The sequence below is a fragment of the Paenibacillus sp. JNUCC32 genome (genome assembly GCF_014863545.1).
GTDB classification, from domain to species: domain Bacteria; phylum Bacillota; class Bacilli; order Paenibacillales; family Paenibacillaceae; genus Paenibacillus_AQ; species Paenibacillus_AQ lautus_A.
On the sequence record NZ_CP062260.1, the window covers coordinates 55,995 to 73,677 of the forward strand.

11 protein-coding genes and 2 tRNA genes are annotated in these 17,683 nt (G+C 52.6%); 12 read left to right on the plus strand and 1 reads right to left on the minus strand.

Features of this window, described 5'->3' with window-relative positions:
* The first annotated feature begins 142 nt into the window (after nucleotides 1-142).
* Entirely contained in the window at nucleotides 143-1,681 is a 1,539-nt protein-coding gene (locus JNUCC32_RS00290) for a 2-isopropylmalate synthase (protein WP_009589363.1), read from the plus strand.
* Between the two features lie 258 nt (nucleotides 1,682-1,939).
* On the opposite strand, the gene JNUCC32_RS00295 is transcribed toward JNUCC32_RS00290, so the two are convergent.
* Nucleotides 1,940-2,920, minus strand: a complete 981-nt coding sequence (locus tag JNUCC32_RS00295; protein WP_096776432.1) for an aldo/keto reductase — start codon at nucleotides 2,918-2,920, stop codon at nucleotides 1,940-1,942.
* A 1,213-nt stretch (nucleotides 2,921-4,133) separates the two neighbouring features.
* Between JNUCC32_RS00295 and leuB the strand changes: the two genes are divergently transcribed.
* From leuB to pheT, 11 genes are all read left to right on the plus strand, one after another.
* The gene (gene leuB, locus JNUCC32_RS00300; protein ID WP_015737148.1) at nucleotides 4,134-5,210 is read left to right on the plus strand and encodes a 3-isopropylmalate dehydrogenase; all 1,077 of its coding nucleotides are present in this window, start codon (nucleotides 4,134-4,136) and stop codon (nucleotides 5,208-5,210) included.
* 173 nt (nucleotides 5,211-5,383) lie between these two features.
* Nucleotides 5,384-5,923, plus strand: a complete 540-nt coding sequence (locus JNUCC32_RS00305; RefSeq protein ID WP_009593058.1) for a peroxiredoxin — start codon at nucleotides 5,384-5,386, stop codon at nucleotides 5,921-5,923.
* A 276-nt stretch (nucleotides 5,924-6,199) separates the two neighbouring features.
* Nucleotides 6,200-6,607 (plus strand): hypothetical protein, encoded by a 408-nt coding sequence (locus JNUCC32_RS00310; protein ID WP_015737147.1) that lies wholly within the window; start codon nucleotides 6,200-6,202, stop codon nucleotides 6,605-6,607.
* Nucleotides 6,608-6,933: 326 nt separating this feature from the next.
* Complete coding sequence (locus JNUCC32_RS00315; protein ID WP_192570746.1) at nucleotides 6,934-8,058, plus strand: ATP-binding protein; 1,125 nt, start codon at nucleotides 6,934-6,936, stop codon at nucleotides 8,056-8,058.
* Between the two features lie 78 nt (nucleotides 8,059-8,136).
* Nucleotides 8,137-9,654, plus strand: a complete 1,518-nt coding sequence (locus JNUCC32_RS00320; RefSeq protein ID WP_096776428.1) for a leucyl aminopeptidase — start codon at nucleotides 8,137-8,139, stop codon at nucleotides 9,652-9,654.
* A gap of 78 nt (nucleotides 9,655-9,732) precedes the next feature.
* Nucleotides 9,733-10,698 (plus strand): aldolase catalytic domain-containing protein, encoded by a 966-nt coding sequence (locus JNUCC32_RS00325; protein ID WP_009593056.1) that lies wholly within the window; start codon nucleotides 9,733-9,735, stop codon nucleotides 10,696-10,698.
* Nucleotides 10,699-10,879: 181 nt separating this feature from the next.
* Nucleotides 10,880-10,953, plus strand: a tRNA-Pro gene (locus tag JNUCC32_RS00330).
* A 78-nt stretch (nucleotides 10,954-11,031) separates the two neighbouring features.
* Nucleotides 11,032-11,102, plus strand: a tRNA-Gly gene (locus JNUCC32_RS00335).
* Nucleotides 11,103-11,706: 604 nt separating this feature from the next.
* A complete protein-coding gene (abc-f, locus tag JNUCC32_RS00340) occupies nucleotides 11,707-13,575 on the plus strand; it encodes a ribosomal protection-like ABC-F family protein (protein WP_192570747.1) in 1,869 nt (622 codons plus the stop codon).
* 451 nt (nucleotides 13,576-14,026) lie between these two features.
* On the plus strand, nucleotides 14,027-15,061 hold the full coding sequence (gene pheS, locus JNUCC32_RS00345) for a phenylalanine--tRNA ligase subunit alpha (RefSeq protein ID WP_192570748.1): 1,035 nt from the start codon (nucleotides 14,027-14,029) through the stop codon (nucleotides 15,059-15,061).
* Between the two features lie 29 nt (nucleotides 15,062-15,090).
* Nucleotides 15,091-17,541 (plus strand): phenylalanine--tRNA ligase subunit beta, encoded by a 2,451-nt coding sequence (gene pheT / locus JNUCC32_RS00350; RefSeq protein WP_192570749.1) that lies wholly within the window; start codon nucleotides 15,091-15,093, stop codon nucleotides 17,539-17,541.
* The last annotated feature ends 142 nt before the right edge of the window (nucleotides 17,542-17,683 follow it).

Consider the following 17,683-nt stretch of genomic DNA (forward strand, 5'->3'; position numbering starts at 1 on the left):
ATTCTTCGGGGTTTGGGGCAGTCCGGCATGAGATGATGATGCTGCTGCCCGGACCCGTCAGATTAAGCAGCCGGCGGCAGGGGATTCTATCAACTGCCGCCGGATGTTTACGTCATGAGATAAACTTCAAGGAGGTGCCGACATGCGAAAGATTTATGTCTTTGATACAACGCTGAGAGATGGTGAACAGTCTCCTGGCGTGAATTTGAACACTCGGGAAAAGGTGGAAATCGCCCTTCAGCTCGAAAAGTTGAAAATCGACCGCATGGAAGCAGGGTTTCCAGCGGCGTCACCCGGTGACCTTGCAGCTGTGAATGCAGTGGCACGCGCGGTTAAGGACGTTACGGTCATTGGATTGTCACGCTCCAGAGAAAATGACATCGATGCGGTTCGCGAGGCGCTTCAAGGCGCCCAGGACCCGTGCATTCACGTGTTCCTGGCCACTTCGCCGATTCACCGCAAGTTCAAGCTGCGGATGGAGAAGCAGCAGGTGCTGGAAACGGCGCAGGCTTCGATCCGTTACGCCAAGAAGTACTTTTCCAAAGTGGAATTTTCCCTGGAGGATGCGGGCCGGACCGAGCTTGATTTCATGGCCGAGGTCGTCGCCATGGCAGTGCGCGAAGGCGCCAATGTCGTGAACATTCCGGATACCGTGGGATATTTGAACCCTTCGGAATACGGGGCCATCTTCAAATACTTGAAGGAAAATGTTCCGGATATCGAGAAGGTTCAGCTGAGTGCGCACTGCCATAACGATCTGGGCATGGCCACGGCGAACACCCTTGCCGCCATTCTGAACGGGGCCGATCAGATCGAAGGCACGATCAACGGAATCGGTGAACGTGCAGGCAATACCGCGATCGAGGAAATTGCGATGGCGCTCGAGACGCGTTCCGAATTCTTTGGAGCGAAGACGGGGCTGGCCTTAACCGAAATCGCCCGCACGAGCCGCCTTGTGAGCAAGCTGACCGGCATGGTCGTGCCAGGCAACAAAGCGATTGTCGGCGCGAACGCGTTCGCCCATGAATCCGGCATTCACCAGGACGGTATGCTGAAGGAGAAGACAACCTACGAAATTATGACCCCCGAGTCCATCGGACTCAAAGAAAGCAAGCTGGTATTAGGCAAACATTCCGGCCGCCATGCTTTCCGGGAGAAGCTGCTGGATCTGGGTTATGAGCTGACCGAAGAACAGGTGAATGACGCATTCGCCAAATTCAAAGTGCTGGCCGACAAGAAGAAGGAAGTATCCGATGAGGATCTGCTGGCTCTGCTGGAGGAGAAACTGATCGATACGCCGGAGGTCTTCAAGCTGGAAACGATCTTTGTTGCTTACGGCAACGAATCAACGCCGACGGCGCGGGTGCGCATTGCAACAGAAGATCAGACGATTGAAGAAGAGGCCGAGGGCAACGGTTCCGTGGACGCGATCTATAACGCGATCGACAAGGTGACCGGAGAAGAGGTTACGCTTGCGGACTATTCCATCAAGTCGGTAACGCACGGCAAGGATGCCCAAGGTGAAGTGCATGTCGTGCTGTCCCAAAACGACGTGGCCGCGCAAGGCCGCGGCTTGAGCACCGACATTCTGGAAGCGAGCGCACGTGCCTACGTCGATGCGGTGAACGTCCTGATCGAGAAACGCAAAACGTTTAGCCGGCGCGAGCGCGCTACGCTGTAATCCATACTTGGCGTGGCGGGAGATCTGCTCTCCGCATGAGCGCTGAAGGTGAATGCCATAAAAAAAGAGGGGCCGCTATTGAAGCGGCTCCTCTTTTATTTGCTTTATTAAACTGTTGGCCAGACGTGGAATGCAGATATCAAGACACTAGCATCAAGCCTTATACGGCCTCATAGCAGAGGGCCGATACCGGATTGATGCAGCTGATCAACGAGATAAGACAGGGTTTCGTTAAGGCGTCGATGCGGAGCCCGGATCTTACCAGGCGTAGGCCTGCGGGGCGGCGCCGCCCGGACCCGGGAATATTTCATCCAAGCGCTTCATCACGGATTCATCGAGTTCGATCTCAAGCGAGCGCAGGGAGCTTTCGAATTGCTCCAGCGTGCGCGGCCCAATAATCGGTCCGGTAACGGCCGGGTTCTTCAGCACCCAGGCAAGAGCGACGTTATCCTGCGGTTCGCCCAGCTCTTGGCAGAGAGCAGCAAACTGTTCCAGCTGCACGCGGTGCTTTTCTACGCGCTCCGCATTGCCTCCGCTGCGCGAGCCCTCGATTTTTTTAAGGGCATTGCGTCCCAGCAGTCCCCCGTCCAGCGGACTCCAAGGAATCACGCCGAGACCCAGCTGCTGCGAAGCGGGGAGCACTTCGAGTTCCGGCAATCGGCAGGTCAGGCTGTATTTGTGCTGCTCGGAAACGAGACCGAGGAAGTGACGGCTCTGGGCCGCGGCCTGCGCAACCGCAATCTGCCAGCCGGCAAAGTTGCTGGATCCGACATATCCGATTTTTCCTTGATTGACCGCAACCTCAAAAGCGCCCCACAGCTCGTCCCAAGTGACGGAAGGATCGACGTGATGCATTTGGTACAGCTCGATATGGTCGGTCTGCAGACGTTTCAGCGACCCTTCGAGATGACGGCGAAGTTTATAGCTCGACAGCCCGGCTTCATTGTTGGGGCCATCCAGAGGATCACTCATGGAACCGTAGAATTTAGTAGCCAAAACGACTTTTTCGCGGCGGCCCCCGCCTTGGTTAAACCAGCGTCCGATGATGGTTTCGGTCAGGCCCGAATTCTCGCCCCAGCCGTAGATGTTCGCCGTATCAAAGAAATTGACGCCGGCATCAAGCGCTGCATCCATGATGCGGAAGGCTTCCTTTTCATCCGTGGCAGGACCGAAATTCATCGTCCCCAAACACAGACGACTTACTTTCATGCCGGATTTACCTAGAGCTGCGTACTTCATAATCGATGATCACTCCTTGGTCGTTTAGGGTATAAGGCAAATTCACCCCTATTGTAGCGTATTGGCAGAAAAATGTAACTAACGGCGTTCGGAAACGTTAGTATGGTTGCACTGAAAGCCGATTTTGCGGTTTTCTGTTCACGTTATTCGCCAAATTTAAAGAGCAAGAGCAGGGAGCAGAAAGTAGGGAGTAGTACCAAGTAGCAGAAGCAAGTAATTGGGATAACGGCGTAAGTAACTGAAGTATGAAGTTGAAGCAAGAAGCCAAGAAGCCGAAGCAAGAAGCAAGAGCAGAAGCAAGAAGCCGAAACAAGACAAGAAGCGGAAGCAAGAAGCAGAAGTAAGAAGCCGAAGCAAGAAGCAAGAGCAGAAGCAAGAAGCAGAAGCAAGAAGCAAGAAGCAAGAAGCCGAAGCAGGAAGCAGAAGCAGAAGCAGGAAGCAGAAGCAGGAAGCCGAAGCAAGAAGAAAGAAGCCGAAGCAAGAAGCGGAAGCAAGAAGCCGAAGCCGAAGCAAGAAGCGGAAGTAAGAAGCAGAAGCAAGAAGCAGAAGCCGAAGCAGGAAGCAGAAGCAGAAGCAGAAGCAGAAGCAGGAAGCCGAAGCAAGAAGCCGAAGCAGGAAGCGGAAGTAAGAAGCAGAAGCAAGAAGCCGAAGCAAGAAGCAAAAAGCGCAAGACCAGGAACAACCAAGAATCTCTTCAAGTCGTTACATTCAAGTGTTACCTACAAAAGCAAGAGACGCCCTATTTTTATGCATAGGGCGTCTCTTCATCTCCCATCACCCTTGTGGTCAGGGAGATGTGCTCTTCTCCGGTGACCTGGCAATTCATTAGCATCGAAGCAGCGGAGAGGACGAATCGATTCCGGAAAAGCGGAGCGGTCGCCTTTGGAGCCGAATTTCATCCCCTGACATACAATCCAGAAATTCGGCGACAACAGCGATTGGAGGAACGATACGTACTTGGAGCTTCCCACATTAACTCTTCGAAGCCCTCGCATAAACTGCTCTCGCATGAACTGTCCTCGCGAAATTAGCTCTTCGAGCTTCTGCACAACTTCTTTGACGCCGTCTCCCTGATCACATTCCCCCTACTTATAGGCAAAACGAATTAAGTTCATAGTTTCTATATCTTGGTCAATCGAGGGGGAAGTATGTTACAACAGTAACTAGATGATTAAATACGACCAGTGTATATATAAATAAGGAGTGACGAAGGATGGCAGAAACGAAAAAAATCGCGGTAATCGCGGGAGACGGCATCGGTCCTGAGGTAGTGGCGGAAGCGGAGAAAATCATTAAACGTACCGAAGAGGTATTCGGACTTTCATTCACGACGGAACATGCGTTGTTTGGCGGCATTGCGATCGACGAGAAAGGAACGCCGCTCCCGGAAGAAACGCTGAGCGTATGCAAAAGCGCCGATGCGGTATTGCTTGGTGCGGTAGGCGGACCGAAATGGGACAACAACGCGAAGGAGCTTCGCCCGGAAACCGGATTGCTCGGCATCCGCAAAGAGCTTGGCCTGTTCTCGAACCTGCGTCCGGCCGTCATTTTTGACTGCTTGAAGGATGCGTCAACACTGAAGCCCGAGGTTCTGGAAGGAACCGACTTGATGGTTGTTCGTGAACTGACGGGAGGCATATACTTCGGCGAGAAGTTCAGACGCGAAGGTGCAGGCGGAGAAGAAGCGGTAGATACCTGCGTATACAATACCGCCGAGGTAGAGCGCATCGTGCATCAAGCCTTCGAGATTGCACAGAAGCGCCGGAAGAAGCTGGCTTCCGTCGATAAAGCGAACGTGCTGGAAACGTCCCGCTTGTGGCGCGAAACCGTAAACCGCATCGCCCCTGAATACCCGGACGTCGAGCTGGAGCACGTGCTGGTAGACAACTGCGCGATGCAGCTTCTGCGCCGCCCGTCCAGCTTTGATGTCATCGTAACCGAGAATATGTTCGGTGACATTCTGAGCGACGAAGCAGCCATGCTGACAGGATCCATCGGCATGCTGGCATCCGCATCCATGGGCGAAGGAGCTTTCGGTCTGTACGAGCCGGTACACGGTTCGGCTCCGGACATTGCCGGCCAAGGCTTGGCGAACCCGATCGCAACGATTCTTTCCGTAGCGCTTATGTATCGCCTCACGTTCGGATACGAGGATGCGGCTGACGCCATTGAACGCGCAGTTGCCGAGGTGCTTGATGCCGGACACCGGACGGCAGACATTGCCGTTGATAAGAGCAAGGCGCTCAGCACCACGGAGATGGGCGATTTGATTGCCGCGGCTATCCGTTAATAGAAGAAGCGTACGTTCAAGAAAACTTCTTATTTATAATAATTATAATAAAGTAACGTCTACAATCTTGACTTTGATTAGCCTCGATGATAACATTTCTATTAAATGTTCATAGAACATACCATGTAGAAAATACACGTATTTTCTTACATATGTTAAGGAGGAATTCAATCATGGCAGAACGTTTGGTTGGTAAAGCGGCTCCTGATTTCACGATGGAAACTGTATCAGGTGACGGTAAAGATTTTGGCAAAGTCAGCCTGTCCGACTACCGCGGCAAATGGCTCGTATTCTTCTTCTATCCGCTGGATTTCACTTTTGTATGCCCAACTGAAATCACGGCTCTCAGCGATGCTTACGATCAATTCAAAGCATTGGATACGGAAATCCTGGGTGTGAGCGTTGACTCGATTCACAGCCACAAAGCTTGGATCAACACAGCTAAAGAAGCTAACGGTCTGGGAGCATTGAACTTCCCGCTGGCTTCCGACATCACCAAGAACGTAGCTAGAGACTACGGCGTTCTGATCGAAGAAGAAGGCGTTGCTCTGCGCGGCCTGTACATCATCGATCCAGAAGGCGAATTGAAATATCAAGTTGTTAACCATAACGACGTTGGCCGCAGCGTAGAAGAAACGCTTCGCGTTCTTCAAGCACTGCAATCCGGCGGATTGTGCGCAATGAACTGGAAGCCGGGCGATAGCAACCTGTAATTCCATTTCATGAATAGCAACCCTCATTACCTGACGTTACGTCCAGGTAATGGGGGTTTTTTCACTCTTGGTTTTATTGGATGAAATAGGGGAAGACTTTTGTTTAGGAAACCGCGCTTGCGTTAATATATAATTAAATAAATAGGTTGGCCGGCTTATGATTAGGAAATCATGCCAAAATTTTAAATCAAGGTTTTTTTCATGAAGGAATTAGCCTGCCTGAAAGCGAATACAATATTGAAACGATAGAGAATCCACACAAGGAGGGTGAACGATATGAGTTTTTGCTGTGGGGCTAGTATGATGGGTACAAAGGGTACACTGAAGCATTATCGCACTCAAGTACATAATGTTCCCCTACTGTCTTGTCCGGTCTGCCATCGCGTCGAGGTTCATCATCGGGTTGAGAATGAGTATGAGATATTGGCTGAATATGCCCATGGTGACGGTGCATCCCAGGTGGATTTTCAGGATTACGTGATGGAAGATGAGGATGCCATTTTTGAGAATGTGGTCAATCGGGAGTCGGAGGATCCGCTCACGGTTGTTCAGAGTCAGATTGATATGTCGCTGGATCTCCTGGTGGTTGCCAAATGGATGGAGGACGAGAAGTGGCAGGGCGAACTGAAAAGACGGCTTGCCGTGATGAGCCAGCGCAGGCTCCGACTCCAGAAGCAGCCTTAATTAGGGATTAATAAAGCCTCGTGAATGCCCGGGGCTTTTTTAATGTTTCAAATCAGACGGGTTTGGGTAATCATTTGCATTAGCTGTGCAATGACGGGTGTCATATCAATTACATAAACCCCAATACATAAGTAATGACAATGGTATTTTTATGCAATTATCCATTTTTCGACAGGATTTCTGATTGACGTTTCTTTGTTTCGATGACTATCATGGAAGGAAGCAGATTCGGGCTGCTTCTGATTCAGAGGCGGACAAGCTCATTTTTTTCGCATGTTTTTTGTCGGTTTGGTGAGTTCAACTTTTCAAGAAAAGGGGGAGCCATCTTGTTGAGTCAAATCCGTGAATCTGAGCTGCAGGCAATTCGTTCATTTCATTCCAGTCAGCTTATTAGAAACAAGTATGAGAACATACTGGAGAATCTCGACAGCGGGATTATCCTCTTTGATAGTGATGGAGTGTTGGCATTTGTTAACGTGCAGATGGCAAAACTGTTAGGCGTATCCCGTAAATCGCTGACAGGCTGTACGCTGACCCAGCTATTGCGTCATCCCCAGCTCTCCAGATTCAAGAAGAAAAAAATACTTCGCATTTTTCGGGAAACGGTATTCCATCGCCGAAGATTCCATGAATTGGTTGATGAATTCGGCAGATCGTGGCTGATCACGATGACGTATGGGGACCAAATGGAAGGCGACTTCCTGATCAGCGTGAAGGATGTATCGGATTTCAAACGAATTGAGCAAACCGCTTATCAGAACGATAAACTGGCCATGCTGGGAAAAATCTCGGCTTCCATTGCCCATGAAATCCGAAACCCGCTGACATCCATTCGAGGCTTTATCCAGCTGCTGCGTCCGCATCTCGTAAGTTTGGGAAAGGACGAGTATGCCAGAATCATACTAACGGAGATCGATCGCGCAAACGATATTATATACGAATTTCTCAATTCCTCCAAACCCTCGGCTCCAGAGACCAAGATTGTATCCGTATCCTCATTATTGAAGGAAGTTGTTCTATTAACAGAGAGCGAAGCCTTGATGAAGGGATGCCAGATCAATCTGCATACCGATAAGACCCCACCTGCGTTTATTTCCGTTGATGTCAAGCAGATCAAACAGGTGATTCTGAATATTATTAAAAATGCCCTCGACGCCATAAATGAGCATCATGACGAGAACATTACCGGGATGATTGATATTTCAGCCCGTGACACGGGGAAACATATTAACATTTGCATTTCGGATAACGGGGGCGGCATGGATCAGAATACGCTGAACCACCTATTTAATCCCTTTTTTACAACGAAAGAGAGCGGGACGGGACTTGGTTTGTCCGTGAGCTACAGCATCATCCGAAACCATGGCGGCACCATTGCCGTGGATAGCCAGATTGGGGCCGGGACCGAGTTTGTGATCACGTTTCCCAAGCTGGACGTGTCGGAAGTCTAAGAGGATATGCAACCGATTTGAATACAAGAGCAGCTGTTCCAATGGAATGGCTTTTTCTTTTTTAGGAGGAGAAGAGACATGAAATGGACATTTGAAAGCAATTTAACAGCCGGGCAAGTACAAGCGGATGCCATCATCGTTCCCGTTACTAAAAAACAAGCGAAGGAGGGCGGCATTTCCGCGGCCTGGGACCCGTTATTAAAGCAGTTAGCGGAGAACCGGCTGTTCGACGGCACCGCCAACCGGTCATTCGTATGGCCGGAGAGCATTTCGAGCGGATCGCGCCTGTTAATGTGGGTAGGCCGTCCCGAAGGTATCCTGACATCCGAGCAGCTGCGTTTGGTTGCAGCTCAAGCGGCGAAGGCGGCCGTAAAATCGGGAATACGCAGCGCGGCCATTCAAATTCCGCATACGATGGTCAGCTTCACCGCCGAACAGACGCCCCGCGACGCGGCTCAAGCTTTAACCGAAGGTTTTATCCTGGGAAGCTACCGGAAACCGCATTATAAACGAGATGCTTCCGAACATACGGATTTAGAAGAAATCCTCTATTATATAGAAGGAAATGCGGAAGCGGAATTTGAAGCCGCGTGGAAGGAAGGCATGTCGCTGGGCCAAGCGATTGGAGAAGCAACCTGCCTGGCACGAGATTTGACGAACCTTCCCGGCAATAAACTGTTACCGGAAGACTTGGCCCAGAAGGCGCTTCAGCTGGCGAAGCGGTACGGCTTCGAAGCACAGGTCCTGGATGAGGAAGCCATGGTCGAGAAAGGAATGGGCGGTCTCTTGGCCGTAGGGAAAGGTAGCATACATCCGCCGCGCATGATTACGATCCGTTATCAGGGACGGGAGACATGGGACGATGTGATCGGCCTGGTCGGCAAGGGAATCACGTTTGATACCGGCGGCGTTTCGCTGAAGAGGGCAGCCGGGATGGAGGATATGATCAGCGATATGGGCGGGGCGGCTACAGTGCTGGGCGTTATGGAGGCTCTCGGGCGTATTCGCCCCAAGGCGAATGTCGTGATGGTGATCCCGTCTGCGGAGAACGTGATGAGCGGCGGCGCCTTTAAACCAGGCGATATCGTGACGACGATGAGCGGCCGTACCGTCGAAGTGCTGAACACGGATGCCGAGGGCCGCATCGTGCTCGCGGATGGATTAACCCATGCCAAACAGCTCGGCGCTTCGCGCCTGATTGATGTGGCCACGTTGACCGGGGCCGTCGTTTCGGCGCTTGGGGATATCGCCACCGGGGCCGTAACCAATGACGAAACCTTTTTGCAGGAGCTTATCGCTTCTTCCCGTAGGGCCGGCGAAAAAATATGGCCGCTCCCATCCTATCCGGAGTTTTGGGATAAATTGAAGAGCGAGGTGGCGGATTTGCGAAATCAAACCGGGCGAGAAGGCGGGACGATCACGGGCGGTCTTTTTGTGGGCACGTTTGCTGACGGGCTGCCTTGGGTTCATTTCGACATTGCAGGTACGGCTTACTTGTCCAAGGAGCGGGGCGTGGATCCCAGAGGGGCAACCGGCGTGCTCGTCCGAACCATCAGCGACTGGATACTCCGAGAGGCCGAGGCCGTCAAGGATTGATGCACATGTTATGCTTTACTTTTCAACCGGCATTCAAGTATGATGAAGAGAAAATTGCCGAGAGGAGTTTAGCTTAGAATGATTAAGAGTAGTCAGACAAAGATTGTAGACTGTACCATTCGCGATGGCGGACTGGTGAACAACTGGGATTTTAGCGTAGAATTCGTGCAAAATTTATATGCAGGCCTGAATGAGGCTGGCGTGGACTATATGGAAATCGGTTATAAAAATTCGCCTAAGCTGCTAAAAGGCGCTGATCAAGCCGGCCCTTGGCGTTTTTTGGATGATGAATTCCTTCGAGAAGTTATTCCCCATAAAGGTAAAACCAAACTGTCCGCACTGGTCGATATCGGCCGGGTGGATGAGGATGATATTTTGCCGCGCGAGGAGAGCCTGCTGGATCTCATCCGGGTTGCATGTTACATCAAAGACGTGGATAAGGCGCTTGCGCTGGTTCAGACCTTCCATGATCGCGGTTACGAGACGACGCTGAACATTATGGCCCTCTCCAACGTGATGGAGAATGAGCTGCTGGAAGCCTTTGAGATGATCAGGGAGAGCGTCGTGGATGTGGTGTACATCGTCGATTCTTACGGAAGCCTGGATCATAAAGACATGGAATACCTGGTAAATAAGTTCAAGACGCATCTGCCGAACAAACGTCTTGGCGTTCATACCCATAACAATATGCAGCTGGCGTTCTCCAACACGCTGGTAGCCGCCGACCTCGGCGTTGAGCTTCTGGATGCGTCCGTGTACGGCATGGGCCGCGCGGCCGGCAACTGTCCGACCGAGCTTTTGGTTACCCACTTGAAAGGCACGAAGTACGAGCTGCGCCCGGTACTGGACATTATTGAGCGCTTCATGATCCCTCTTCGCGAAAAAGAGGAGTGGGGTTACATCATGCCCTACATGATTACAGGCACCCTGGACGAACATCCGCGCTCCGCAATGGCACTTCGCGCTTCGGACGATAAAGACAAAATAGTGGATTTTTACGATAAATTGACGACGCCGGAAGTGACGTTCGACAAAAAGAAGTAAGGATGGCTAGGGCGTCCTTGCATCTTATATCAGTGTATGAAAGAGCAGCATCTTTCCCCATTCGGAAGGGTGCTGCTTGCTTTCTAGTGCCTATGATACATTTTCCATAAAATACATGTTGAAATTGCGTGTCACGCATGGTATATTTATTTTTGTCTTCAAAAGACAATATGTTGATTATCGGGACGTAGCTCAGCTTGGTAGAGCACCTGGTTTGGGACCAGGGGGTCGCATGTTCAAATCGTGTCGTCCCGATTCGCTTATGATTTAGGACCTCGCAAATAGTAATCGGCATATGCTCCAAAGCATAGCGTCACTTTTGTAGGTGGATATGCGGGTGTAGTTCAATGGTAGAACTCCAGCCTTCCAAGCTGGTAGCGTGGGTTCGATTCCCATCACCCGCTTATAGTTAGACGAAAACCCTTGGTACCAAGGGTTTTTTTGTTGCTTCATTGCATAACTGGCTGCAGAAGCTGCTTGTTATCTTAGACGGGGCAAAGTAGTAAATCCTGGAGATATCAAGGATCTCTGGCTGTTATAGGATGCAGGCTCCGCAGATAGTCCTTTTACATTTTAGAAATATCTGTTATAATGGCCATAATTTCATTCCAAGAATGCGAGGTAACCTAGTCCAATGAAGTAAGACACCCTTTTCTCTAAAACAACTGCATGTAGTTTTGCAGGCGTTTCTCTACGGCGGTAGAGGGAGAGATTTGGCGTGTCTGAACAATGTGACTGGGGTGCCTCTTTTTGTTATGTCTGAAACGGTACTCTGAACCAATACCAATCACATATACGGAACGGATAGCTGCTTTTGTTGACGGGCGAAGGTAAGGACCTTTCATCTCAATACCCGTCAGGGCTGGCCTGGAATGAACAGCCGAAGAATTGAGCAGTGGCGCGCATTCGTCCCGTTATTCAGATCCAAGCAAATCCTCTCTCATAACAACCGCCGCAGGCCATCGCCTGCGGTTTTTGATGTTTTTCACAGAGAGAGGATGAGGCGATATGACAATGATTCTAAAAGCGAAGGATATAAGCATGGAACTTCAAGGAAAGCCGCTGTTTGAAGGCATTCAGCTGGAAGTGGCCGAAGGAGAGCGAATCGCGCTGTATGGGCGTAACGGTACCGGCAAAACAACGCTCCTCTCCATCCTGGCCGGTGAGCTTGAGCCGACCTCCGGCGTTGTGGAGGCGATCCTTCCAAGAGAGCGCTGGGGTTGGTTGAGACAGCAGGATGAACCGGAGGAAGGCGATATGAGTGCGATCGATACGGTGCGCAGCCGCAGTCATCCAACGTTATGGGAGCTGAAGCTTCGGCTTGCGGGAGTCGAGCAGCGAATGAACGGCGGCAGCGCTGCGGAAATGGAGCAGCTGCTTGAGTTATATGGCAATCTGCTGGAGCGTTATGAATCCCGGAACGGTTTCCAGTGGGAGACCGAGGTGGAGAAAGCGATGACGATGCTGGGCATCGGGCCGGAGGTGTGGCCGGTGTCCTATCGCGAGCTGAGCGGAGGCCAGAAGACGAAGGTGATGCTGTCTGCGCTCCTGGTGTCGGCCCCGAAATTTCTGCTGCTTGACGAGCCGACGAACCATCTGGACAGTGAAAGCCTGGTCTGGCTGGAGCAGTGGCTGGTGTCGACCTATAAAGGAACGGTGCTGTTTGTATCTCATGATCGGGAATTCATTGATCGGGTGGCGACCGCCGTCTGTGAGCTGACGTCGGAGGAACTCCGGCGTTACCGGGGAGGATACACGGATTACCGGCGCGAAAAGGAACGCGAGCTGCGCGAGCAGGAGACGCTTTATCGCAAGCAGGAGCTGGCCCGCAAGGCGCTTGAGGAGTCGATCCGAAGATACGAGGAATGGTTCCATAAAGCGCATAACGCGGCCGGGGACGTGAATGAAGTCAAGATCACCGCCAGTTTCTACAAGGCCAAAGCGAAGAAGAACATCTCCAGATACCATGCCAAGGAAAAAGCGCTGGAACGGCTGGAAGCCGAGCGGGTGGATAAGCCGCGCAGCGGGCCCAAGCTGAACATGGAGCTGGAAGGGGAGGCATTCGGCGGCCGAACCCTGGTCCAAGTGAAGGACATCTGTTTTGGATACGGAGATCAACAGCTTTTTAATAAGCTCACCTTCTATTTGAACCGCGGCGACCGGCTGGCCGTAAGAGGCCCCAACGGAAGCGGAAAAACGACGCTGCTCAAGCTGCTGCTGGGGGAGATCGTTCCGCAGGAGGGCCGGATTACCCGGAATCCTTCCGTCAAGATCGGCTATTTTTCGCAGGAGCTTGAGGGGCTTGAACCGGAAACCACGCTGCTGGACAGCCTTCTTGTCATTCCCGGCATGACGGAGAGCCGTGCGCGTACCCTGCTGGGCTCGTTTCTCTTCAGGAGAGACGACGTGTTTAAGAAGATGGGACAGCTCAGCATGGGGGAGAAGTGCAGAACGGCTTTTCTCAAGCTGTATTTCAGCGGGGCGCATCTCCTTGTACTGGATGAACCCTCGAATTACCTGGACGTGGACACCCGAGAGGTGATTGAACAGGTGCTCGTAAGCTTTCCGGGCGCAATCGCGCTTGTATCGCATGACCGGTATCTGGTGCGCAAAATCGCGAACCGGCTGCTTACGCTGAAGCCCGGGGAAGCTCCCGCATGGTTCGAGGGAAGCGTTGGCGAGGAGGAGGAACAGGCTGCGCGAACCGGGGTGATCAAGGGAGATACCGAGAAGGACAATCGCCGAATGGCGCTCGAGTACCGGATTCAGGAATTGCTGGGGTTATCCGCTGATGGACTTGAGGCCGGGGACGAGGCGAGCTGGCTCGCCGAAATTAGGGAGCTGCGGGCCGAGCTTGCCGGGCTTTTGTCGGATTGAGCCCAAGGATCCCGATTAAAATCGGTCCGATGAGGTTAAAATGGGGAAATGAAACTTGCCATATGCCGAAAGGTTGCATATAATAAACCCTATATATTTGCATAAGTTCTAAATGCATGGATGGAGAAAAGTAGCCAGTGCCTCTTTACAGGGAAGGGATGCCGTGGATTGAGAGTGTCCCTCAAAGAATCAGGCTGGTGAAGTTCGCTCCGGAGCAGTTCCCTGAACACGGCAGCCCGCCGGTTGAGTAGGGGATAACGGGTCCGATTCGTTACGTCGGTCAAGTGAGCATGATGAGGCATACTCGTGCCCAAGGCTTTTACCGTCTTGGTTAGGGTATGATGCATGTTAACAAGGGTGGTACCACGGTCTCTTCGTCCCTTTTCGGGAGGAGAGGCCTTTTTTGTTTTCAGAACAATGATGGAGTTTACAAAGGGGTGTGCGAATAGCCATGAAGGAAAAATTGGAAGCTTTAAAGCAGGAAGCATTGGCGCAATTGCAGGATGTTACCGATCCGCAGCAGCTGAATGATTTGCGGGTGAAATACCTTGGCAAAAAAGGGGCCCTGACGGAAATCCTGCGCGGCATGGGAGCACTCAGCGCAGAGGAGCGTCCCGTTATCGGCCAGGTGGCCAATGACGTTCGCGGCGCGATCGAGGAAGTCATTTCCGGCAAGCAGGAAGCGTTCCTGCAGCAGGAAACCGAAGAGCGTCTGCGCGCAGAGAAAGTGGACGTGACCCTTCCGGGTCGCAAGCTCAGCCAAGGTGCGGTTCATCCGCTCAGCAAGGTGATCCAGGATATCGAGGATATTTTCATCGGGATGGGATACCGCGTAGCGGAAGGACCCGAGGTGGAGACGGACTATTTCAATTTCGAGGCGCTCAATCTGCCGAAGAACCACCCGGCACGCGACATGCAGGATTCCTTCTATTTGACGGAAGATCTGCTGATGCGGACCCAGACTTCCCCGGTGCAAGCCCGGACGATGCTGTCGATGCAAGGAAAAGCGCCGGTCAAAATCATCTGTCCCGGACGCGTATTCCGTCGGGACGACGACGACGCGACCCATTCGTTCCAGTTCCATCAAATCGAGGGCCTCGTGATCGGCGAGAACATTCGCATGAGCGATTTGAAAGGGACGCTGCTGCAATTCGTTCAGGAAATGTTCGGCGATAACACGCAGATCCGTCTGCGTCCAAGCTTCTTCCCATTCACGGAGCCCAGCGCGGAAGTGGACGTATCCTGCGTCAAATGCGGCGGCAGCGGCTGCCGCGTATGCAAGCAAACGGGCTGGCTGGAGATTTTAGGCTGCGGCATGGTTCATCCGAAGGTGCTCCAAATGGGCGGCTATGACCCTGAGAAGTACAGCGGATTTGCTTTCGGTATGGGGGTTGAGCGGATTGCCATGCTGAAATACGGCGTGGATGACATCCGCCACTTCTTCAACAACGATACGGCATTCTTGAATCAGTTCACGCGGATCTAATTTTAACGATAAAGGGAAGTGAATAGACAATGAGAGTTTCAACCGATTGGTTGTCCGATTATATTTCGCTCGAAGGCGTAACCTCAGAGGATTTGGCTAGCCGCATTACATCGGCCGGCATTGAAATCGATGTGATCGAGAAACGGAATCAAGGCATTAACAACGTGGTCGTAGGCTACGTCAAGAGCAAGGAGAAGCATCCCGATGCCGATAAGCTGAACGTGTGCGTCGTCGATGCGGGCCAGGAAGAAGATCTCCAGATCGTATGCGGAGCAAAAAACGTGGATGCTGGCCAGAAGGTGCCGGTAGCGCTTGTGGGCGCGAAGCTGCCGGGCGGGCTGGATATCAAGAAAGCCAAGCTGCGCGGCGTGCTGTCCCAAGGCATGATTTGCTCAGCCAAGGAACTGGGCATGAATGACAAACTGCTACCCAAAGAACTGCAGGAGGGGATTTTGGTGCTCCCGGCTGACACGGAGATCGGGAAACCGATTGTGGATGTGCTGGGTCTGAACGATGAAATTCTGGAGCTGGACCTGACGCCGAACCGTTCCGACTGCCTCAGCATGCTGGGCACGGCTTACGAAGTGAGCGCCATCCTCGGCCGCGAGCTGAGCCTGCCGAACCCGGAGAAGGAAATGCTGGAGGTTCATGATGCAGCAGCCGATCATATCTCGGTTACGATCGGCGCGGATGAGCAGTGCAGCCATTATGCTGCACGCTATATCACGGGGGTAACGATCGCTCCTTCCCCGCTGTGGATGCAGAACCGGTTGATGGCAGCCGGCGTGCGTCCGATCAATAACATTGTGGATATTACCAATTATGTGATGCTGGAATACGGCCAGCCGCTGCATGCTTTTGATGCGGATCAGCTGAAAGACGGGGCGGTTCACGTACGCTTGGCTGAGGCCGGCGAGACGATGGTGACGCTGGATGGCGCAGAGCGGCGTCTGGAGCCGCATATGCTGGTAATTACGGCAGGCGGCAAGCCGGTGGCCTTGGCTGGCGTTATGGGCGGCCTGGACTCCGAAGTAACGGACGGAACGGTGAATATTTTCCTGGAGTCCGCTAAATTCGATGGCGGCACCGTCCGCAAAACCTCCCGTCAGCTGGGACTTCGCTCAGAGGCAAGCTCCCGTTTCGAGAAGGAAGTGGACCCGGCCGCAGTAATCCCTGCTTTGAACCGAGCGGCTGCACTGATGGCGAAATATGCCGGCGGGTCCGTGCATCAAGGAATCGTCGAAGCAGGAAGTGCGCAAACCGAGCCGTCCGTGATTACGTTGTCGCTGGAGAAGCTCAATCGTTATCTGGGCACGGAGCTGTCTTTGCTTGAGGTCAAAACGATCTTCTCCCGACTGCATTTCCCTAGCGGGGATGCGGGCCAGGGATTGGTGGATATCCAAGTGCCTTCCCGCCGCGGCGATATTACGCTCGATGTAGACCTGATCGAAGAGGTTGCCCGCCTGTATGGCTATGACAACATTCCGACCACGGCGATTGAAGGACCAACGACGCCGGGTTCGTTGACGGAAGCGCAGGCCATCCGCCGCTCGCTTCGCCGTCTGCTGACGCACAGCGGATTCCAGGAGGTTCTGGGTTACTCCTTCATTCATCCGCAGCAAGCGGAAGTGTTCACTTCCCTATCGGAAGGCGGGAAGGCGGTTAAGCTGGCGATGCCGATGAGCGAGGACCGCAGCGTGCTGCGTACCAGCTTGCTGCCGCAGCTGCTGGATATCGCGGTGTATAACCATAACCGCAAGCAGCCGGACCTGGCCCTGTTTGAAATAGGGAACCTGTTCCACACGCAGGAGGAGACGTTGACAAAGCAGCCGCAGGAGCGTCCGGTTCTCGGTCTGCTGCTGTCAGGACGCAAAGGCAGCAAGCAGTGGAACGTCCAGCCGGCCAAAGTGGATTTCTTCGATTTGAAGGGTGCGCTTGAAACGGTGCTCGATTATCTCGGCGTTCGCGCTGACGACATTTCTTACGAAGCGAACGGGCCGGCAGGCTTCCATCCGGGACGTTCCGCTTCCGTTTACGTAGGTCAGGGCGAGAACAAACATCTGCTCGGCGTGCTCGGACAAATTCATCCAAAGACGCAGCAGAAACTGGATTTGGAAGATACCTATGCCGCCGAGATCCTGCTTGAGCCGCTCTATGATCTGACCAATGCCCGCGTCGCTTACCGCGATCTGCCTAGATTCCCGGGCATGGAGCGCGATCTTGCCATCGTGGTGAATGAGGAAGTAGAAGCCGGTTCCCTGATGCAAGTCATCAGAGAGAACGCCGGAGAGCTTCTGCAGCAGATCCAGGTGTTTGACGTCTTCACGGGCAGCAAGCTGGGAGAAGGCATGAAGAGTGTTGCGATCTCCTTGACGTACCGCCATCAGGAGCGGACGCTGACCGATGAAGAGGTTGCTGGGGTTACGGAAAAAGCAGTCGCCGCCCTTCAGCAAACTTTTGGCGCAGAATTAAGAAAATAGCAGGAATTGTGAACGTCCGCATCGAATCCATTACATCAGAGATTCGATGCGGGCTTTTTTGCTCTAAATTGAACTGGGATTTGCATAGGAAGGCCCGCAGGGTTCATAATTATAAGCACAAAACTGTGTTATCATATACCAC

What these genes read in the sequence shown, in the direction of transcription:
- JNUCC32_RS00325 (WP_009593056.1), top strand. Translation starts at nt 9,733, where the DNA reads ATGATTAAGAGTAGTCAGACAAAGATTGTAGACTGTACCATTCGCGAT.
- JNUCC32_RS00305 (WP_009593058.1), top strand. Translation starts at nt 5,384, where the DNA reads ATGGCAGAACGTTTGGTTGGTAAAGCGGCTCCTGATTTCACGATGGAA.
- JNUCC32_RS00310 (WP_015737147.1), top strand. Translation starts at nt 6,200, where the DNA reads ATGAGTTTTTGCTGTGGGGCTAGTATGATGGGTACAAAGGGTACACTG.
- JNUCC32_RS00320 (WP_096776428.1), top strand. Translation starts at nt 8,137, where the DNA reads ATGAAATGGACATTTGAAAGCAATTTAACAGCCGGGCAAGTACAAGCG.
- JNUCC32_RS00290 (WP_009589363.1), top strand. Translation starts at nt 143, where the DNA reads ATGCGAAAGATTTATGTCTTTGATACAACGCTGAGAGATGGTGAACAG.
- pheT (WP_192570749.1), top strand. Translation starts at nt 15,091, where the DNA reads ATGAGAGTTTCAACCGATTGGTTGTCCGATTATATTTCGCTCGAAGGC.
- leuB (WP_015737148.1), top strand. Translation starts at nt 4,134, where the DNA reads ATGGCAGAAACGAAAAAAATCGCGGTAATCGCGGGAGACGGCATCGGT.
- JNUCC32_RS00295 (WP_096776432.1), bottom strand. Translation starts at nt 2,920, where the DNA reads ATGAAGTACGCAGCTCTAGGTAAATCCGGCATGAAAGTAAGTCGTCTG.
- abc-f (WP_192570747.1), top strand. Translation starts at nt 11,707, where the DNA reads ATGACAATGATTCTAAAAGCGAAGGATATAAGCATGGAACTTCAAGGA.
- pheS (WP_192570748.1), top strand. Translation starts at nt 14,027, where the DNA reads ATGAAGGAAAAATTGGAAGCTTTAAAGCAGGAAGCATTGGCGCAATTG.